Origin of the sequence: Rhodococcus sp. IEGM 1302, from assembly GCF_030056935.1 — a bacterium.
Lineage (GTDB): Bacteria > Actinomycetota > Actinomycetes > Mycobacteriales > Mycobacteriaceae > Rhodococcus_F > Rhodococcus_F qingshengii.
This window is the reverse complement of record NZ_JASHKY010000002.1, coordinates 207,280-225,026: the sequence shown is the minus strand read 5'-3', so window position 1 is coordinate 225,026 and position 17,747 is coordinate 207,280. Positions and strand designations below refer to the sequence as shown.

The following is a 17,747-nucleotide window of genomic DNA, read 5'->3' as shown; positions in this document are numbered from 1 at the left end:
GTTACTTGATCTTGAAGATCACTGCCCGCTGAACGATGAAGTTGATGACCGTCGCGGTGCCCTGCGCGATGACGAAGGCCAGCGGTGTCCGCCACCAATGCTCGTCGAAGACATGGACCATCAGTTCGTTGAGTCCGACCTGAACCGCAAAAGTGACCGCGTACAGCGCGACTACAGCGATGAAGCGGGCGCGAGAAGGCTCGGCCTTGAACGTCCACCGACGATTGATGAGGTACGCCGTCGTGGTGCCCGCAACGAAGCTCAGCGATTTTGCGGCGACGCGCGGCAACCCCAACGCGAGGAGCAGCACATACAGCCCGTAGTCCACGACCGCCGACAGCCCACCCGTCGCGACGAACCGGACGATCTGCGTTTTCAGGTCCAACGCGTCGTCGGCGATGTCCGTCGTGACAGGAATCTCGACGGGCAGCGGGACGTGGGGTTCGTGCTGGTGACTTGCAGGTGTTTCGGGCACGACGACGAGAGTAACCACTCGAGTCGGAGCCGTCGGCACTACTCCCAGGTAACCTCTACCTTGATGTCCACGACAGCAGAAGAGACGCCGCAGCCGGCTCTCCACACCCAAGCCCGCACCCTCACCGGTTGGGGACGCACCGCCGCCACCACTGCACAGGTGCTGTCCACCCCCGACGTGGAAGTGATCGCCAACGCGGTCGCCCAGGTTGCGGAACAGAACGATTCCAAGCCCTCGCATCTGCGACGCGGCGTCATCGCGCGCGGCCTCGGCCGCTCGTACGGTGACCCAGCGCAGAACGCCGGCGGCCTGGTCATCGACATGAATGCACTCAGCCGCATTCACCGCATCGATCGCGACACCGCTCTGGTGGACGTCGACGCCGGCGTGAATCTGGATCAGCTGATGAAGGCTGCTCTGCCGTTCGGCCTGTGGGTTCCGGTCCTGCCGGGTACTCGTCAGGTCACGATCGGCGGCGCCATCGGCTCGGATATCCACGGCAAGAACCACCACAGCGCGGGCAGCTTCGGCAACCACGTCGTGTCGTTGGATCTGCTGACGGCCGACGGCAAGGTTCGCACGCTCACCCCCAAGGGCGGGCGCAACGACCCGAAGGCCGCACTGTTCTGGGCCACGATCGGCGGCATGGGCCTGACGGGCATCATCTTGCGGGCAACCATCAAGATGACACCGACCGAGACGGCGTACTTCATCGCCGACGGCGACGTCACCAACAGCCTCGACGAGACCATCGCGCTGCACAGCGACGGCAGCGAGGCCAACTACGAGTATTCGAGCGCCTGGTTCGACGCGATTTCCGCGCCCCCGAAGCTCGGTCGTGCGGCAGTCTCGCGCGGATCTCTGGCGAAGCTCGACCAGCTTCCGGCCAAGCTGCAGAAGAACCCGCTCGCCTTCGACGCACCGCAGTTGCTGACGTTCCCCGACGTCTTCCCCAACGGGCTGGCCAACAAGTTCAACTTCACCGCGATCGGTGAGGTCTGGTTCCGCAAGTCCGGCAAGTACCGCGGCAAGGTCCAGAATCTGACGCAGTTCTACCACCCGCTCGACATGTTCGGTGAGTGGAACCGCGCGTACGGATCCAACGGATTCCTGCAGTACCAGTTCGTGGTTCCGCCGGAGGCCGTCGACGAGTTCAAGAAGATCATCGTCGACATCCAGCGCAGCGGGCACTACTCGTTCCTCAACGTGTTCAAGCTCTTCGGCGAAGGCAATCAGGCGCCGCTGAGCTTCCCGATCCCGGGCTGGAACATCTGCGTCGACTTCCGCATCAAGCCGGGCCTGAACGAGTTCGTCACCGAACTCGACAAGCGTGTCCTCGAATTCGGCGGACGCCTGTACACGGCCAAGGACTCGCGGACGTCCGCGGAAACCTTCCACGCCATGTACCCGCGCATCGACGAGTGGATCGCGACGCGCCGCAAGTACGACCCCACAGGCGTTTTCGCCTCCGATATGTCCAGAAGGCTGGAACTGTGATCAACGCTGTAGGTAACCCGCAAACCGTTTTGCTTCTCGGTGGAACCTCCGAGATCGGCCTCGCCATCTGTGAGGAGTACCTGAAGAAGGCGCCGCTCCGCGTCGTTCTGGCGGCACTCCCCGGCGATCCGGGACGCGAAGCTGCGGTCAAACAGCTCGAAGCCAAGGGCGCCACCTCGGTGGAACTCATCGACTTCGACGCCGTTGATTTCGAATCGCACCCGAAGGTGATCGACCAGGCGTTCTCGAACGGTGACGTCGACGTCGCCATCGTCGCCTTCGCACTGGACGGTGACTCCGAAGAGCTGTGGCAGAACCAGCGCAAGGCCGTTCTGGTGGCAAACGTCAACTACACCGCTTCCGTCTCGGTCGGTGTTCTTCTCGGCGAGAAGATGAAGGCTCAGGGCTTCGGCAAGATCATCGCGATGTCGTCGGTTGCCGGCGAGCGCGTCAAGCGTGCCAACTTCGTCTACGGATCCACCAAGGCGGGCCTCGACGGTTTCTACCTCGGACTCGGCGAGGCTCTCGCGGAATTCGGACCGCAGGTCACCGTCGTTCGCCCCGGCATGGTGCGCACGCAGTTCAGTGCCCACGTCAAGGAAGCTCCGCTGACGGTCAACAAGGACATCGTCGCGAAGCTCGCTGTTGCCGCCTCGGACAAGGGCAAGGAAATCGTCTGGACTCCCGGCCCGTGGCGCTTCGTCATGATGGGTCTTCGCCACGTGCCGCGCCCGATCTTCCGGAAGTTGCCGGTTTAAGCTCCTCCCGTGCCAGAAACAACAACTGCTCCGAGTACAGACCTTTCGACCCCGTCGCCGTGGCGTAATGCCGCGGCGACGGTGGTGGAAATGGCCCTCGGAGCGCTGGTCGCCGCTGTTGTAGCCGCTGTCGGGCTCTTTGCTTTCGGCCGAGTGCAGTGGCCGGCGTTCACCTCTTCCAATGTCACGCAGGCCGTCACGACGGTGCTGCAGGTGCTCTGCATCGCAGTGGTCGGTGTTGCGGTTCTGATGTTCCGCGCCCGCAAGGCCGAGCGGGTCGCAAAACTCCTCTCGTGGGCCGGGCTCTCCGGCTTCGTCACCACGACGCTCGGACTTCCCCTCGCCGCGACGAGTCTGTATCTGCACGGCGTCTCGGTCGATCAGCAGTTCCGGACCGAGTACCTGACCCGGCTGACGGATTCTGCTGCGCTGCAGGACATGACGTACGTGGATCTGCCGCCGTTCTACCCGGCCGGCTGGTTCTGGATCGGTGGACGCGTCGCGAACCTGCTGGGAATGGACGGCTGGGAAGCCTTCAAGCCTTATGCGATCGGCTCGTTGGCTGTCGTCGCCGTCGTTGCACTCGTGTTGTGGACCAAGCTGATTCGACGCGATTGGGCCGTCGTCGCGGCATTGGCCGTCACTGCCGTCGTGTTGGCGTACAACTCCCCCGAGGCGTACGGCGCCGTCATCAACCTCCTGATCCCGCCGGTGCTGATCCTCGCGTGGGGCGCATTGGACCGGCCGGGGGCATCTCGATTTGCCGGAGCCGGCGCAATACTCGGAACCGGCCTGTTCCTCGGTTTCGCCGCAACGGTCTACACGCTCTATCTCGGATTCGCCGCGTTCGCAGTGACTCTGATGGCCTTGGTTGCCGCAGTACTTGCCGCACGCGCCCAGAACACGTGGAAAGCCGCACTGGGACCCCTCGTCAGGCTCGCCGTGATCGCCGTGATCTCCGGCCTGGTGGCTCTGACCGTCTGGACGCCGTACCTGCTGAAGGCACTCTCCGGTGCCACCGCAGAGTCCGGCACCGCAATGCACTACCTCCCCGATTCCGGTGCGGTGCTGCCCTTCCCGATGCTGAGCTTCACCCTCGTCGGCGGACTGTGCCTACTCGGCACGATCTGGCTGATTTCTCGTTTCCTCTTCTCCCGCCGCGCCCGGGCACTCGGCATCGGTGTCATTGCCGTGTATCTGTGGGCATTGCTGTCCATGACGTTCACCGTCGCCGGCAGTACGCTCCTCGGTTTCCGACTGGAGCCGGTCCTGATCGGACTCCTTGCCGCCGCCGGTGTGTTCGGTTTCTTCGAGTTCGCCGGTTGGATCGTGCTGGCCACCAGCGAAAATCCTCGCGTCAAAGCGGTACTGGTTGCACTCGGTGTCATCGGAGCCATCGCCTTCGCGCAGAACATCCCGCAGGTGCTGGCGCCGGATATCGCTGTGGCATACAGCGATACCGACGGCAACGGCGAGCGCGGGGACAAGCGACCCCCGGGTGCCGAAGCCAATTACGCCGACATCGACCGGATCATTCGCGAGCAGTTGGGACGCGAACCCCATGACACGGTGGTCCTCACTGCCGACATCGGCTTCCTCAGCTTCTACCCGTACTTCGGCTTTCAAGGACTGACGTCGCACTACGCGAACCCGCTCGCCGATTTCCGTGCGCGCGCCGCGCTGATCGAGCAGTGGTCGGAACTGAAGACGCCTGACGAACTGGTAGCTGCGCTGGACTCGGCGCCGTGGCGCAGCCCCGACGCCTTCGTCTTCCGCCAGGGCGCCGACGGGTACACGCTGCGGTTGGCAGAGGACGTCTACCCCAACGACCCGAACGTCCGCCGCTACACGGTCACGTTCCCCAAGGAACTGTTCGACGATCCTCGTTTCACCGTGACCGAGCAGGGGCCGTTTGTGGTCGTTACCCGCTCTGACGCAATCTAACCAGGAGATACGTCACAAAAGGCTTACCGTCGGGGTCGTTGACGCGACCCCGACGCACCCCTAACTTCATACCGTGCCCCGAACCGATGCCCGAGCGGCGATGATCGATGCAGCCGAGCGTCTGGTTGCCGAGCGAGGTCTGGCCGCTCTGACTCTTCGTGATGTTCAGACCGAAGCCGGGCAGGCCAACAAATCGGCTGCGCAGTATCACTTCGGGTCACGTGAAGGTTTGCTGGCGGCCGTCGTCGAGTCCAGAATGCGACCTGCCGGTGAGCGTCGTCGTGAGTTGCTCGACACGATCGATCTCGACGCGAATCCACCGACGATGCGTGCCCTCGTCGAGGCTCTCGTCCTGCCGTTGGCGGAACAGACCATCTACCGCGAGGGCACGTTGTACGCGCGGTTCCTGGTGCAGTCGATCTTCGACCCGGCGATGTCGTCGACTATCCGTGACCACATGCAGGCCGAGAGTTTCCGCGAAGTTCAGCGGCGGATAGTCGCTGCGTCCTCGTTACCGGCAGAGATCGCCGAACTTCGGGCGGGAACTCTGACCGTGCTCACCGTCGTCACTTTTGCCACGTGGGAAGGCCGCGTCGACAGCCGCGAACGTGCTCACGTGATCGTTGCCGACCTGATCGAAAGTTGCCTCGGAGCACTCTCGGCCCCGGCTGCGCAAATCTGACACGCTGTCCGGCGAGTTTGTTTCCGAAACTGCCGGGGTACTCAGCCCCTCCAAGCGCAGTCGAGCAAACGGCCGCATCAACCACCGGCGGGGTAGGTGATGACAGTGAGCGAACTCGTTGCGCAAAGCCGCGAGCTTGTACCGCATCGTGCAGTTCTCGATTCCGCAGAGCATGTTCTGGTCATTGCGCGCGGCAAACCGTTCGGGCGCGAACAGGCTTTCCATGAAGTGTTGAGCGTCGCGATTCGCAATCGCATCGAAGTACTCACTCTGGCAAGGGCTCTCATCGACGTGTCCGAGTCCCGCGACTACCGAGCGATCCCGACCGACACCGCGCACACTGTTGCGGTGCTCGAATGGGGCGAGCTACTCGAGATCCCCACCGAACACCACGAGAAGTCCAGGGCCGAGTCATCCGAGGACGTCGATGAATCGAGTGAACCCGACGATCCGATCGAACCCGAATATCTGGTCGAGACCGACGTGGGCGGACGGGTCGTCTTCGTCGCCCTCGCGTTCACGATCGGCGGGATAGTCGGATTCTTCGCGCACGACTGGGCACTTCTGCTTCTGATCACCGCCGTGTACCTCGTGTGGATCGCGGCACGGTTGGTCGCGAAACTCGTCAGTGTTTCCCGTAGTGCCCACTGGGCGGACGCTTCGCCGATTCGTGGCGCCGATTCGACCACAAGGAACGCGGAAAACTCCCACCGTCACGCTGTTGCAGCGTGACGGCGGGAGCATCCGCTTTCGCTAAAGCCTCTGCGGTACACCGTAAGTGACGACGGTATCGCCATTCGACGTGACAGCCTTCGCGTACGGCCTGATGGTCACCGGACCGATTGCTCCCTGTACATAACCGTGAACTCCGGACAGACGGACAGCGGCTTCGGGACCGTCGAACTCCTGATCTTCGAGCAGCGCGACGTCGGTGATACCGCCCGGCGCCAGGTCGACGTCCAGTTCCTGCGACGGAATGATGTCACCACCGATGACGAACCCATTGGAAATATCCAGGCCCAGTTCGAAATCCGGAACCAGACCGATCCCGAGGTTCGTTCCGCTCTCGACTGCCCAGTCGAGACCAGGACTGTTGAGAACGACCGTCGCGCCGGTCAACGCGATCGGGTAACCGATCTGATAGCCGATCGTCAGCTTCGTTCCGGTGAAACTTGCTGCATCCGGGCCGTCGATCTTCACGCCGGCAACCCCGTCGTGGAAGAACTCGACACTCAGCGGTGAGCTGTCGAGAGGTGGAAAGACGTGGATAGCGGTATCAGCCTGGAAGACTTCTATCCGATTTCCTTTGACGTCGGTGATCGAACTGGTGTTGTCGACGCCTGCCGACGCCGTCCCACCCCCCAGGACAACGGCCAACAAGGCCACTGCTCCTACTGCGCTACTACGAACTGCTGTCTTCGACATGCACAAGCACCATCCCATCCGGTATAGGCCCCGGACGTAGGTTCCAACTCTTCGTCGAGGATGGGATTCGTCGGGGCTGCCTGAACAAACGCGAGCAAGATCCTTGTTGCGATACCCCGGTCACGAACCCGTCAAACGGTGCACGAAAACATTACTTTCCGGACAAGTCGGGCGGACCGGTTTGTCCCGCTGAGTGCGCCCGCTCGCGGACGCGAACCGTTTTGTTCGTTACTCTGACAGTGGAAGTTATCGAATCGAGACCTAAATAGGCCACCCCGAACTTCTGAGAACTGCCACTTCAGGGATGGGCGCCAGAACCGAAAGGCACCGACTGCATGACCGAGACCTTGCCCGACGTCCAACTGCTCGAAGAAGCACGTCCAGGGCGAGTCCGTTCAGCAGTGCGGCGCTCGGTCGTCCAGCGCGGGCGTCTTGTCGACCTCGCGATCATGGCGACGTTCACCGTCGCGGCGATCTACGTGATGTCCAACCTGTGGAGCGATCTGCAGTCCGGCTATCTGTTCAACGCGGGCCGCGACCAGGCCATGTGGGAATGGTTCTTCGCCGATACCGCTCACGCCCTCGCCCAGTTCCGCAGCCCACTGTTCAGTGACCTGCAGAATTACCCACTCGGCGTGAACCTGATGGCCAATACCGCGATGTTCGGCATCAGCATCCCGTTGGCCCCGATCACGCTGATCTTCGGACCGACAGCCACGTATGCGATCGGGCTGACCGCCGGCCTCGGCGGCACCGCCATCGCTTGGTACTGGGCATTCTCGCGGCACGTACTGACCGGAGTCTCCGTCCGCTCCAAGGTCGCCGCCGCTGTCGGAGCCGGGTTCTGCGGATTTGCGCCCGCCATGATCTCGCATGCCAACGGCCACCCGAACTTCGTCGCGTTCTTCGTACTTCCGTTCATATTCTTGCAGGTAGTGCGCATTTCGAACGGCAAGCGTCCGGTTCGCGACGGAATCGTCCTCGGCCTACTCGTCGCCTGGCAGATCTTCCTCGGCGAAGAACCGCTCCTCATCTTCACGATGTCAGCCATGGTGTTCGGCGCCGCCTATGCACTGCCCGACCTGGCCAAGTCGCGCCAGGCGATCAAGCGCGCGATGCCCGGCCTCGTGATCGGCGGCGCGGTCACACTCCTGATCACCGCGGTGCCGCTGTGGTCGCAGTTCTTCGGCCCAGCGAGCTACGACGGCGTCTCACACGGTCAGGCAGGCAACGACACCGCTGCACTCACCACGTTCCCGACCGAATCGGTTGCGGGTGATCCCGAGGGCGCGGAGTTCCGAATGAACCCGACCGAGGAGAATGCGTACTTCGGATGGCCGTTGGTGCTCCTGCTTCTCGGTGCAACGGTGTGGCTGTGGCGCATCCGTCTGACCCGCGCTGCCGCTGCCGTGATCGTGGTGATGGGTGTGCTCTCGCTCGGTTCCGAACTGACCATCGACGGTGACAAGACCGGCATCACCCTGCCGTGGAAACTCCTCGCAGACTTGCCGTTGTTCGAATCGGTGCTCGAATCCCGATTCGCGATGGGCGCGATTCCGGCGATCGGACTGTTGCTCACCCTCGGCACCTACCGCGCTTTTGTCGAACTTCGTGGACCGCGCCGCACGGCCGCCGGTGTCTGGCTGGTGGCACTCGCCGTCGCGATGATTCCCCTGATCCCGACCCCCATCGACGCCGATCAGCGATCTGCGACGCCCGAATTCATCACCAGCGGCTCGTGGGAGAACTACGTCAGCGACGGCACCCTGGTGACGGTTCCCGTCGCGAGCGCCGAAGACGCCCGCGCACTGAGCTGGCAGGTCGACGCCGACTTCGGCTTCCCCATCGCCGGCGGGTACTTCGTCGGCCCGGATTCGAAGACCCGCGCCGGAATCTACGGCGCCGAGTCCCGGCCCACCTCGACCCTGCTGGTCAATGCCAAACAAACCGGCAAGGTCCCGTTGATCGACGTGGGCACCAGAGCGAACGCACTTACCGACCTGCGGTACTGGCACGCCGACGTACTGGTGCTTCCCCGATTCTCCGGCGACGACGCCCTGCGCCACACGGTCGACGAACTGGTCGGCTTCGACGCCAAGCGCGTCGACGACGTGTGGGTGTGGGACGTACGAGACCTCGTGAGCGGCAAGACCTCCAACCAGAGCTGAGCGGGTTGATCAGCGGGTCATGATCACCGGACCGTCTTCGGTGATCGCGACCGTGTGCTCACTGTGCGCAGCCCGGGCGCCCGAAACGGTGCGAAGGGTCCACCCGTCGGCGTCGTGCCGGTAGTCGTCGGTTCCGTCGGCGATGAGCATCGGTTCGATGGCGATGACCAGGCCGGGCCGTAGCCGGAAGCCTTTGCCTGCTCGGCCTTCGTTGGGCACGTCCGGGCCTTCGTGCATCTCGCGGCCGATGCCGTGCCCACCGTGATCGGCGAGCATTCCGTATCCGAGGCCGCGCGCGTACTGTCCGATCGCGGCACCGATGTCGCCCAATCGGTTTCCGGGCTGGGCGGCGGCAATGCCACGGGCTAGTGCCTCATCGGTCGCGTCGATCAGTGCCTGATCCTCACTACTTCCCTGTCCGACGGTGAAGCTGATGGCGGAGTCGCCGCACCAGCCGTCGAGTCTCGCACCGCAGTCGATACTGATCAGGTCACCGTCACGGAGTCGGTACCCATTCGGGATACCGTGCACCACAGCATCGTTCACGCTGATACAGGCCACACCGGGAAAGGGTATCGGCGCCGTCGCCGGCCGATAATTCAAGAACAGCGCCGAGGCGCCGGCAGCCGAAATGACCTCCGCGGCAACGGCGTCCAATTCGAGCAACGTCACTCCGACGCTCGCCGCCTCACGCGCCGCAGCCAGCGCCTGCGCGGTGATTCTCCCCGCCGCCGCCATCGCGTCGATTTCCCCTGCGGTCTTGATTTCGACCATTTCGAACACCTTCCCTGTCGAATAACTATACCGGTATTACTATAAGCACATGGTGCGCGTGCCGCTGACGGCGGAAGAACTCGAACGAGGACTACGACTGGGTGAACTCCTGCGATCGGCGCGGGGGGACCGAAGCATGGTTCAGGTAGCGCTCGACGCCGGCATCTCCGTCGAAACGCTGCGCAAGATCGAAACCGGACGCATCGCGACACCCGCCTTCTTCACCATCAGCGCGGTCGCGGAAGTGTTGGGTATTTCACTCGACACCATCGCCCGAACACTTGAAACACCACAATCCGAACAGGAAGTTGCATCCTGAGTAGTTCTCTCAGGATGTGCGGGCCCGCACTCGCCTAACATCGTTCCTTGTGCCGTCTGAAGTAGTAGTGCCCCCGAAACCCGTGCCCACTGGCCCCGAAGCTCCCCGAGAATCGGATTCCCAGCGAGTCCGGACGGCACGACTCATCGCGATAGTCACCGGACTTCTTGGCCTGCTTCTTGCACTCGCTACGCCGTGCCTGCCCGTCAAGCAGGAAGCCGCGAGCATCGACTGGCCACAGGGTGGGACCGTCAACAGCGTTTCGTCGCCGCTGATCTCCTACTCGCCCACATCGCTCGACATCAGCATCCCCTGTTCCACCCTCGGCCAGTTGGGCGGCAGCGGCGGCACACTGCTCTCGACCATGCCGAACGGGGCGCCGGACCGAAACGCCCGCGGCCTCACCGTCCGCACCACTGCCGACCGCCTCGAAGCACTCACCCGCGATTCGGTACTGATCTCGACCCCGCTCGATCAACTGAGCGGGTGCTCGGCGATCACCATCACGACCAACTCCGAGCAGACCGTCGCGGCGGTCAGCGGAATCGACGGCGTCGGCACCACCCTGACCGGTGACTACCGCCCACAGGTGGTCGGCATCTTCACCGACCTGCAGGGCGCAGCGCCCGCCGGACTGTCCGCCCACATGGACGTCGACTCGCGGTTCTCGTCCAGCCCCACACTTCTCAAACTGTTCGCGATGATCGTGGCGGCACTCTCGACCATCGTCTCGCTGTACGCACTGCACCGGATCGACGGCGTCGACGGCCGTCGTGCGCGGCGGTTCCTGCCGGCGCGATGGTGGAAGTTCACCGGCATCGACGCCCTGGTTATCGGCACGCTGGCGCTGTGGCATGTGTTCGGCGCCAACACTTCCGACGACGGTTACCTGCTCGGCATGGCCCGGGTCTCGGAGCACTCCGGGTACATGGCCAATTACTTCCGTTGGTTCGGCGTCCCCGAAGCGCCGTTCGGTTGGTACTACGACGTGCTGGCGCTGTTCGCGAAGGTCAGCACCGCGAGCATGTGGATGCGCCTGCCCGCGTTGATCGCCGGCATTCTGTGCTGGATGGTCATCAGCCGCGAGGTGATACCGCGACTCGGTGTTGCGGTGCGCCGCAACAAGGTTGCCATCTGGACGGGCGGGCTCGTGTTCCTGGCCTTCTGGTTGCCGTACAACAACGGCCTGCGTCCCGAGCCCATCATCGCCCTCGGCGCCCTGCTCACGTGGTGCTCCATCGAACGCGCCATCGCCACCGGACGTCTGTTGCCCGCCGCGATGGCCGTGCTGATCGCCGCATTCTCGCTGGCCGCCGGGCCTTCCGGGCTGATCGCCATCGGCGCGCTGATCGCCGGAGCCAGGCCGATCCTGCAGATCCTGATCGCCCGCGGCAAACGCGTCGGCTTCCTGTCCCAGATCATGCCGATTCTCGCCGCCGGAACCGTGGTGCTCGTCGCGGTCTTCGCAGATCAAACCCTCGCGACAGTTCTCGAATCGACCAGAGTGCGAACGGCCGTCGGGCCGAACGTTCCGTGGTTCGAGGAACGGTTGCGTTGGGACGCACTGATGACCATCTCCCCCGACGGCTCACTCGCACGCCGCTTCGGCATGTTCGTCATGATCGTCGGACTCGTCTTCTGCGTCATGATGATCCTGCGCAAGGGCCGGATCCCCGGCACCGCTATCGGGCCCTCGCGCCGAATCCTCGGCATCGTGTTCGCGTCGCTGCTCCTGATGCAGTTCACCCCCACCAAGTGGACTCACCACTTCGGTGTGTACGCCGGTCTGGCCGCCACGGTGGCCGTCCTCGCTGCCGTCGGTGTGAGTGCGTCGAGCATGCGTTCCAAACGAAACCGCGCGCTGTTCGCCGCGGGCATCCTGTTCATCCTCGCTGTGGCGTTCACGAGCTCCAACGGCTGGTGGTACGTCTCGAGTTACGGCGTCCCGTGGTGGGACAAGCCGCCGTCAATCGCCGGCAAGGGATTCTCGACGGCCTTCCTCGGCCTCACGATTCTCGCGCTGCTGCTGGCCGCGTGGTACCACGTCATGGAGCCGCGCCGGCGAAACGGCACGGAGGACAGCGTCAAGAAGACCAGGCGACTCCGCCTTCTCGCCCCGTCACCGTTGACCATCGCGGCCGGAGCGGTCGTGCTGTTCGAGGTGCTGTCCCTGCTCAAGGGCGCGGTCGCGCAGTACCCCGCGTATTCGATCGGCAAGTCCAACATCGAATCCGTCTTCGGCGGAAGCTGCGGTCTCGCGGGTGAGGTACTCGTCGAGTCCGATCCGAACGCCGGCGTTCTGCAATTGACGGATCGGCCCACCGATCTCGCCGGCGCAGGTGCATTCGGTGCGAGCGAATCAACCGGGTTCTCGCCGGACGGGGTTGCAGGCGACCTCACGGCCGACGCAGAAGACTCGACGGCAGGCAGTGCAAACAGCCTCGACACCTCGACCTCGCAGTCCGGCACCACCACGCCGGGAACCGGATCCGGCACCGCCGGTGGCTCGCAGTCGACGGCCGGCGTCAACGGCAGCAACGTCGCGCTCCCGTTCGGGCTCGACCCCGCAAAAACCCCGGTGCTCGGTAGTTACGGAGCACCTCAGAACGCGTCACTGACCACCGGTTGGTATTCACTCCCCGAGCGCAACGACGCCGCACCGCTCCTGACCGTCGCGGCCGCCGGACGCATCCGCTACGTCAACTCCGACGGCATCATCACCCCCGGCGCAGTGCTGCAGGTCGAGTACGGCAAGAAGCAGGCAGACGGGAGCGTCGACGCACTGGGACGTGTCGATCCGATCGACATCGGCCCGTCGCCGTCGTGGCGCAACCTGCGCGTTCCGATGGATCAGCTGCCCGCCGACGCCGACACCGTGCGTCTGGTGGCCAGTGACACCGACATCAGCGCCGACCAGTGGCTGGCGGTCACACCGCCACGAGTGCCGACCATGCGCACGCTGCAGGACGTCGTCGGATCCACCGATCCCGTGCTGATGGACTGGGCTGTCGGTCTGGCCTTCCCGTGCCAACGTCCGGTGGATCACCTGTACGGCGTCGCCGAGATCCCCGACTGGCGCATCCTGCCCGACCGCATCGGCGCGGAGTCCACCAACGCCTGGCAGGACCACTACGGCGGCGGACCGCTCGGCTGGACTACCGAACTGCTCTCGGCCAGGGCATTGCCGACCTATCTGGACAACGACTGGGATCGTGACTGGGGATCGCTCGAGCAGTACACACCGCTCGATTCGGACGCGGTTCCCGCGCAAATGAACGTCACCACCGAGACCCGATCGGGCACCTGGACACCGGGCCCGATTCGTTACCAGTCGTAACTGTTACGCGTGGACCTACCAACCACCTGGGCACGGTAGGTCCACGCTCAGCCCTGACATACCATCGGTAGCCGTGCCCGACGCCGTGACAGCTTCACCTCAGACTTCGAGTTCGCCGCCTCCTGCTGGTCAGGATGCCCGCGAGCGTTTCCATCGCACGCGATGGGTCGCGATCATCGCCGGCTTGCTCGGCTTCGTGCTCGCACTGGCAACTCCGCTGCTTCCCGTCGTGCAGACGACGGCTTCGGTCAACTGGCCGCAGAACGGCGTGATCGGCGACGTCGAGGCACCGCTGATGGCGCAGGTTCCCATCGACGTCAACGCGTCGATCCCCTGCACCGCGGTCAGCTCGCTGCCCGAGGGCGGCGGCATCTTGCTGTCGACGGCACCTGCTCAGGGCGACGGCGCCGCGCTCTCGTCGATGTTCGTCCGCGTGTCCGCTACCAGCGTCGACGTGCTCGATCGCAACGTCGTCGTCGCTTCGGCGGCACGCGAGGACGTCGAGTCCAGTCGCTGTGGCGCCATCGCGTTCAGCTCTGACGTCAACCGAACCACGGCAGAGTTCGTCGGACTGACCTATCCCGACGGCAACCCGATTCGTGGCCAACTCGACGGTGACTTCCGCCCGCAGGTGGTCGGCGTCTTCAGCGACCTGCCCGACGGCGCTGCCCCCGAGGGCCTCGGCTTCTCGATGACGATCGACTCACGTTTCTCGTCGAGCCCGAGCGTCTTGAAGCTGGTCGCGATGATCGTGGCAGTCCTCTCGACCATCGTCGCGCTGGTCGCCCTGGCTCGCCTCGACGGCACCGACGGCCGCAAGCACCGACGCTTCCTGCCCGCACGCTGGTGGAAGTTCTCCGGTATCGACGGAGTGGTGGTCGGCACGCTCGTCGTGTGGCACTTCATCGGCGCGAACACCGCCGACGACGGTTACCTCCTCACCATGGCCCGAGTCTCACCGGACGCGGGATACATGGCCAACTACTTCCGTTGGTTCGGCGTTCCCGAGGCCCCGTTCGGTTGGTACTACGAAGTCCTGGCCGTGATGGCGAAGATCTCGACCGCGAGCCCGTTCATGCGTCTGCCCGCTCTGCTCGCCGGAATCCTCTGCTGGATGGTCATCAGCCGCGAGGTCGTCCCGCGTCTCGGGCGGGCGGTTCGCCGGAGCAACGTCGCCCTCTGGACCGGCGGTCTGGTGTTCCTGTCCTTCTGGCTGGCGTACAACAACGGTCTTCGCCCCGAGCCCATCGTGGCTCTCGGCGCACTGCTCACCTGGTGCTCCATCGAGCGCGCCATCGCCACCGGACGTCTGCTGCCCGCGGCCACGGCAATCTTGATCGGCGCCTTCACTCTTGCCGCCGCACCCACCGGATTGATGTGTATCGCAGCCCTTCTCGCCGGTGTGCGCCCGTTGGTGCGCATCGTCGTCAAGCGTCACCGACTGGTCGGCACCCTGCCGCTTCTCGCTCCGATCGCCGCTGCCGGAACCATCGTGCTGGTGGTCATCTTCGCCGACCAGACCTTTGCCGGCGTCATGGAAGCCACGCGCGTCCGAACGATCATCGGCCCCAATCTCGAGTGGTACCAGGACTTCCTGCGCTACTACTACCTCTTCGTCCAGACGGTCGACGGCTCGGTTGCCCGACGCTTCGCGTTCTTGACGATGATCCTGTGCCTCTTCACGACGCTCTTCGTGTTGTTGCGCCGCGGCCGCGTCCCCGGCGCGGCAACCGGTCCGTCGTGGCGCCTGGTCGGCGTCGTCTTCGGCACGATGTTCCTGATGATGTTCAACCCCACCAAGTGGACTCACCACTTCGGTGCGTACGCGGGCATCGCCGGTTCTCTCGCCGCGCTGACCGCCGTGGCCGTGTCCGCGTCCGCCCTGCGCTCGCGTCGTAACCGATCGGTGTTCGTGGCCGGACTGCTCCTGATGCTCGCGTTGACGTTCGCCGGCATCAACGGCTACTGGTACGTCTCGAGTTACGGCGTGCCGTGGTTCGACAAGACCATCTCCTACGACGGCCGTGAATCCAACACCCTGTTCCTCGCACTCTTTGCTCTCGCCTTGGCCTTTGCCGCCTGGCAGTACCTGCGTGAGGGATTCGCGGCCCCGCCCGAGAAGCCGAACACGGCCAAGGGCAGACGAATTCGCAAGTTCGCGGCCGCTCCCCTCACCGTGATCGCCGGTCTGATGGTCCTGTTCGAGGTGCTCTCGCTACTCAAGGGCGCAGTGTCGCAGTACCCGGCGTACTCGCTGGGCCGAAGCAACATCGAGGCACTCGCGGGCAAGACCTGCGGCATGGCCGAGGACGTTCTGGTCGAGACCGACGTCAATTCCGGGAATCTGCGGCCTCTGACCGCTCCCGGATTCAACGCCGAGGATCCGTTGTCCGGAGTTGAATCGAAGGGCTTCTCCCCCAATGGGGTTCCCAGCGATCTGACTGCGGATTACATCGAAGTCAAGCAGGGCATGGGTAATACCGACAGCCAGAGCGTCGGTCCCACCTTCGCCACCGGTTCCGGCGCCGGAACCAGCGGCGGCACCGGCAACGTCGGCGTCAACGGCAGCACGGCCAAGCTCCCCTTCGGCCTCGATCCGTCGAAGACACCGGTCATGGGCAGCTACCAGCCCGGTGTGCAGGAACCTGCTTCCCTCATCTCGAGTTGGTACGGATTGCCCACTCGCAGTGAAGAATCACCGCTGGTGGTCATGTCCGTCGCCGGGCGTGTGTGGTCCGTCGACAACACCGGTGCGATCACGTACGGCCAGTCACTTCTGGTCGAGTACGGCAAGACTCAGCCCGACGGGACCGTGCAGGTTCAGGGTTCGTACATGCCGCGAGACATCGGACCCGCGCCGTCGTGGCGCAACGTCCGTATCCCGATCGACGAACTCGCGCCGGACGCCGACGCCGTTCGGGTGGTCGCGTTCGATCCCAACCTCACGGGCGATCAGTGGATGGCATTCACGCCGCCGCGCGTGCCCAAGCTCGAGTCCCTGAACTCGTACATCGGCAACGAGCAGCCGATCCTCCTGGACTGGGCTGTCGGCCTTCAGTTCCCGTGCCAACGTCCGTTCACACATCAGAACGGCGTGGCCGAGATGCCGAACTTCCGCATCCTCCCGGACCGTCCTCTTGCGGTCAGTTCCACCGACACCTGGCAGTCCGCGGACAACGGTGGCCCGCTCGGATTCACCGAGGTTCTTGCCGGTGCGACGACGGTTCCTACATATCTGAAGGACGACTGGGCGCGGGACTGGGGATCACTCGAGCGGTACGACCGGTACTTCCCCAATGCGGTTCCGGCAGAGGTGGAGACGGGCACCGCAACCCGCTCGGGCATGTGGATGCCCGGCGAGATGCGAGTGCACTAGCCTGCGCTACCTACTCGGGTGACTGCTCGGGTGCGACGTACGGAGACGGCCGAGACCGCTCCGACAACGACGACGCACCCGAGTAGTTGCCCAACGCCTGGCCGTTCGCCGAGCAGCACAACTGCCAGCAGCACGGCGAGAACCGGTTGCATGAGCAGGAGCGTCGCGCCCACCTCGGCGGGAAGCCGAGGGAGCGAGTGCCCCATCAGCATCCAGCCGAACACCTGGCCGACCAGCGCCAGTGCCGCGAGCCAGCCGAAGGCTTCCCAGCCCGGGACGAAATCGATCCGGCCCCACAGTGATCCGATGACGGACCCGGCGATGCCCGCGGACGTCGTCGAGATCAACACCTGGCTCGCTGCCCGATCCGCCTCGCCCGTCCGGCCGACCACGAAGATGTAGCCGCCGTAGGCGATTCCGGAGACGAGCGAGAGCGCCGTTCCCCACAGCAAGTCGTCGCCGGTTCCCCCACCCCCGAACACGCCGCCCGCCAAGGCGATTCCCGTGAACATGAACGGCAGGGCGAAGACGAACCGCATCGGCACCCGATGGCCGAACACCAACCAGGACAGTGCGGGCACCACGACCACCTGCACGTTCACGACGACGCTCGCCATCCCCGCGCCGATCATCAGAATCGACTGCGACCACAACGCGAAATCCAGTCCGAGCAGCAGACCGCCGAGCACCTGCAGAACGACTGCCCGCCGGCTCGGCTTGCCCACCCGGCGGTACTCCCGCCACGCCAACCACAACAGCGGCGGCAGGGCCAGGAAGCAACGGAAGAAGACGGCCGTCGAGGGCCCGACATCAGCCAACTTGATGAGGAGCGAACTGATCGAGATCGCGGCTGCGCCTCCGACGACGAGCAATCGAGGGTCGATGCGCCCCCGAGGAGTTCGGGTGGGTGTCGGTGTCTGCGCGGTCGCGGAGGTCAGTGTGGTCACTCGACAATGTTCCTGCCGCTAACTATTCAGCACAAGCAAATGTTC

At 64.4% G+C, this 17,747-nt stretch carries 13 protein-coding genes; 9 read left to right on the top strand and 4 right to left on the bottom strand.

Going from position 1 to position 17,747, the window contains the following annotated elements; all coding sequences use genetic code 11:
- Nucleotide 1: 1 nt before the first annotated feature.
- Nucleotides 2–475, bottom strand: a complete 474-nt coding sequence (locus QM609_RS05685; RefSeq protein WP_074447111.1) for a GtrA family protein — start codon at nt 473–475, stop codon at nt 2–4.
- Between the two features lie 63 nt (nt 476–538).
- On the opposite strand from QM609_RS05685, the gene dprE1 reads away from it, so the two are divergent.
- The 5 genes from dprE1 to QM609_RS05660 all read left to right on the top strand — a co-directional run bounded on the left by dprE1 (nt 539) and on the right by QM609_RS05660 (nt 6,088).
- Nucleotides 539–1,972 (top strand): decaprenylphosphoryl-beta-D-ribose oxidase, encoded by a 1,434-nt coding sequence (gene dprE1 / locus QM609_RS05680; protein ID WP_003943934.1) that lies wholly within the window; start codon nt 539–541, stop codon nt 1,970–1,972.
- Nucleotides 1,969–2,730 carry a decaprenylphospho-beta-D-erythro-pentofuranosid-2-ulose 2-reductase gene (dprE2, locus tag QM609_RS05675; protein ID WP_007731800.1) on the top strand — a complete coding sequence of 254 codons (762 nt, stop codon included), beginning with the start codon at nt 1,969–1,971 and terminating at the stop codon, nt 2,728–2,730. Before dprE1 ends, dprE2 begins: the two co-directional genes overlap by 4 nt.
- Nucleotides 2,731–2,820: 90 nt before the next feature.
- Nucleotides 2,821–4,674 carry a galactan 5-O-arabinofuranosyltransferase gene (locus QM609_RS05670; protein WP_047272776.1) on the top strand — a complete coding sequence of 618 codons (1,854 nt, stop codon included), beginning with the start codon at nt 2,821–2,823 and terminating at the stop codon, nt 4,672–4,674.
- Nucleotides 4,675–4,747: 73 nt separating this feature from the next.
- The gene (locus QM609_RS05665; protein ID WP_003943927.1) at nt 4,748–5,356 is read left to right on the top strand and encodes a TetR family transcriptional regulator; all 609 of its coding nucleotides are present in this window, start codon (nt 4,748–4,750) and stop codon (nt 5,354–5,356) included.
- A 99-nt stretch (nt 5,357–5,455) separates the two neighbouring features.
- Nucleotides 5,456–6,088 carry a hypothetical protein gene (locus tag QM609_RS05660; RefSeq protein WP_230691801.1) on the top strand — a complete coding sequence of 211 codons (633 nt, stop codon included), beginning with the start codon at nt 5,456–5,458 and terminating at the stop codon, nt 6,086–6,088.
- Nucleotides 6,089–6,109: 21 nt separating this feature from the next.
- Here QM609_RS05660 and QM609_RS05655 read toward each other — a convergent pair whose 3' ends face one another.
- Nucleotides 6,110–6,781 (bottom strand): MspA family porin, encoded by a 672-nt coding sequence (locus tag QM609_RS05655; protein ID WP_003943954.1) that lies wholly within the window; start codon nt 6,779–6,781, stop codon nt 6,110–6,112.
- 335 nt (nt 6,782–7,116) lie between these two features.
- Between QM609_RS05655 and QM609_RS05650 the strand changes: the two genes are divergently transcribed.
- Nucleotides 7,117–8,949: a glycosyl transferase gene (locus QM609_RS05650; RefSeq protein ID WP_047272761.1), complete on the top strand. Its 1,833-nt coding sequence runs from the start codon at nt 7,117–7,119 to the stop codon at nt 8,947–8,949.
- 9 nt (nt 8,950–8,958) lie between these two features.
- Here the strand turns inward: QM609_RS05650 and map are convergent, their stop codons facing one another.
- Complete coding sequence (map, locus tag QM609_RS05645) at nt 8,959–9,723, bottom strand: type I methionyl aminopeptidase (RefSeq protein WP_029537381.1); 765 nt, start codon at nt 9,721–9,723, stop codon at nt 8,959–8,961.
- Nucleotides 9,724–9,772: 49 nt separating this feature from the next.
- Here map and QM609_RS05640 point away from each other — a divergent pair, with 49 nt between their 5' ends.
- The 3 genes from QM609_RS05640 to QM609_RS05630 all read left to right on the top strand — a co-directional run bounded on the left by QM609_RS05640 (nt 9,773) and on the right by QM609_RS05630 (nt 16,755).
- Nucleotides 9,773–10,042 (top strand): helix-turn-helix domain-containing protein, encoded by a 270-nt coding sequence (locus QM609_RS05640; protein WP_003943854.1) that lies wholly within the window; start codon nt 9,773–9,775, stop codon nt 10,040–10,042.
- Nucleotides 10,043–10,124: 82 nt separating this feature from the next.
- Nucleotides 10,125–13,379, top strand: a complete 3,255-nt coding sequence (locus QM609_RS05635; protein WP_283337192.1) for an arabinosyltransferase domain-containing protein — start codon at nt 10,125–10,127, stop codon at nt 13,377–13,379.
- Nucleotides 13,380–13,452: 73 nt separating this feature from the next.
- Nucleotides 13,453–16,755 carry an arabinosyltransferase domain-containing protein gene (locus QM609_RS05630; protein ID WP_047272759.1) on the top strand — a complete coding sequence of 1,101 codons (3,303 nt, stop codon included), beginning with the start codon at nt 13,453–13,455 and terminating at the stop codon, nt 16,753–16,755.
- On the opposite strand, the gene QM609_RS05625 is transcribed toward QM609_RS05630, so the two are convergent.
- Nucleotides 16,752–17,702: a DMT family transporter gene (locus QM609_RS05625; RefSeq protein ID WP_042447620.1), complete on the bottom strand. Its 951-nt coding sequence runs from the start codon at nt 17,700–17,702 to the stop codon at nt 16,752–16,754. The two genes, QM609_RS05630 and QM609_RS05625, sit on opposite strands and share 4 nt — an antisense overlap.
- Between the last annotated feature and the right edge of the window lie 45 nt (nt 17,703–17,747).

What these genes read in the sequence shown, in the direction of transcription:
- dprE1 (WP_003943934.1), top strand. Translation starts at nt 539, where the DNA reads ATGTCCACGACAGCAGAAGAGACGCCGCAGCCGGCTCTCCACACCCAA.
- QM609_RS05670 (WP_047272776.1), top strand. Translation starts at nt 2,821, where the DNA reads ATGGCCCTCGGAGCGCTGGTCGCCGCTGTTGTAGCCGCTGTCGGGCTC.
- QM609_RS05660 (WP_230691801.1), top strand. Translation starts at nt 5,456, where the DNA reads ATGACAGTGAGCGAACTCGTTGCGCAAAGCCGCGAGCTTGTACCGCAT.
- QM609_RS05655 (WP_003943954.1), bottom strand. Translation starts at nt 6,781, where the DNA reads ATGTCGAAGACAGCAGTTCGTAGTAGCGCAGTAGGAGCAGTGGCCTTG.
- QM609_RS05650 (WP_047272761.1), top strand. Translation starts at nt 7,117, where the DNA reads ATGACCGAGACCTTGCCCGACGTCCAACTGCTCGAAGAAGCACGTCCA.
- map (WP_029537381.1), bottom strand. Translation starts at nt 9,723, where the DNA reads ATGGTCGAAATCAAGACCGCAGGGGAAATCGACGCGATGGCGGCGGCG.
- QM609_RS05640 (WP_003943854.1), top strand. Translation starts at nt 9,773, where the DNA reads ATGGTGCGCGTGCCGCTGACGGCGGAAGAACTCGAACGAGGACTACGA.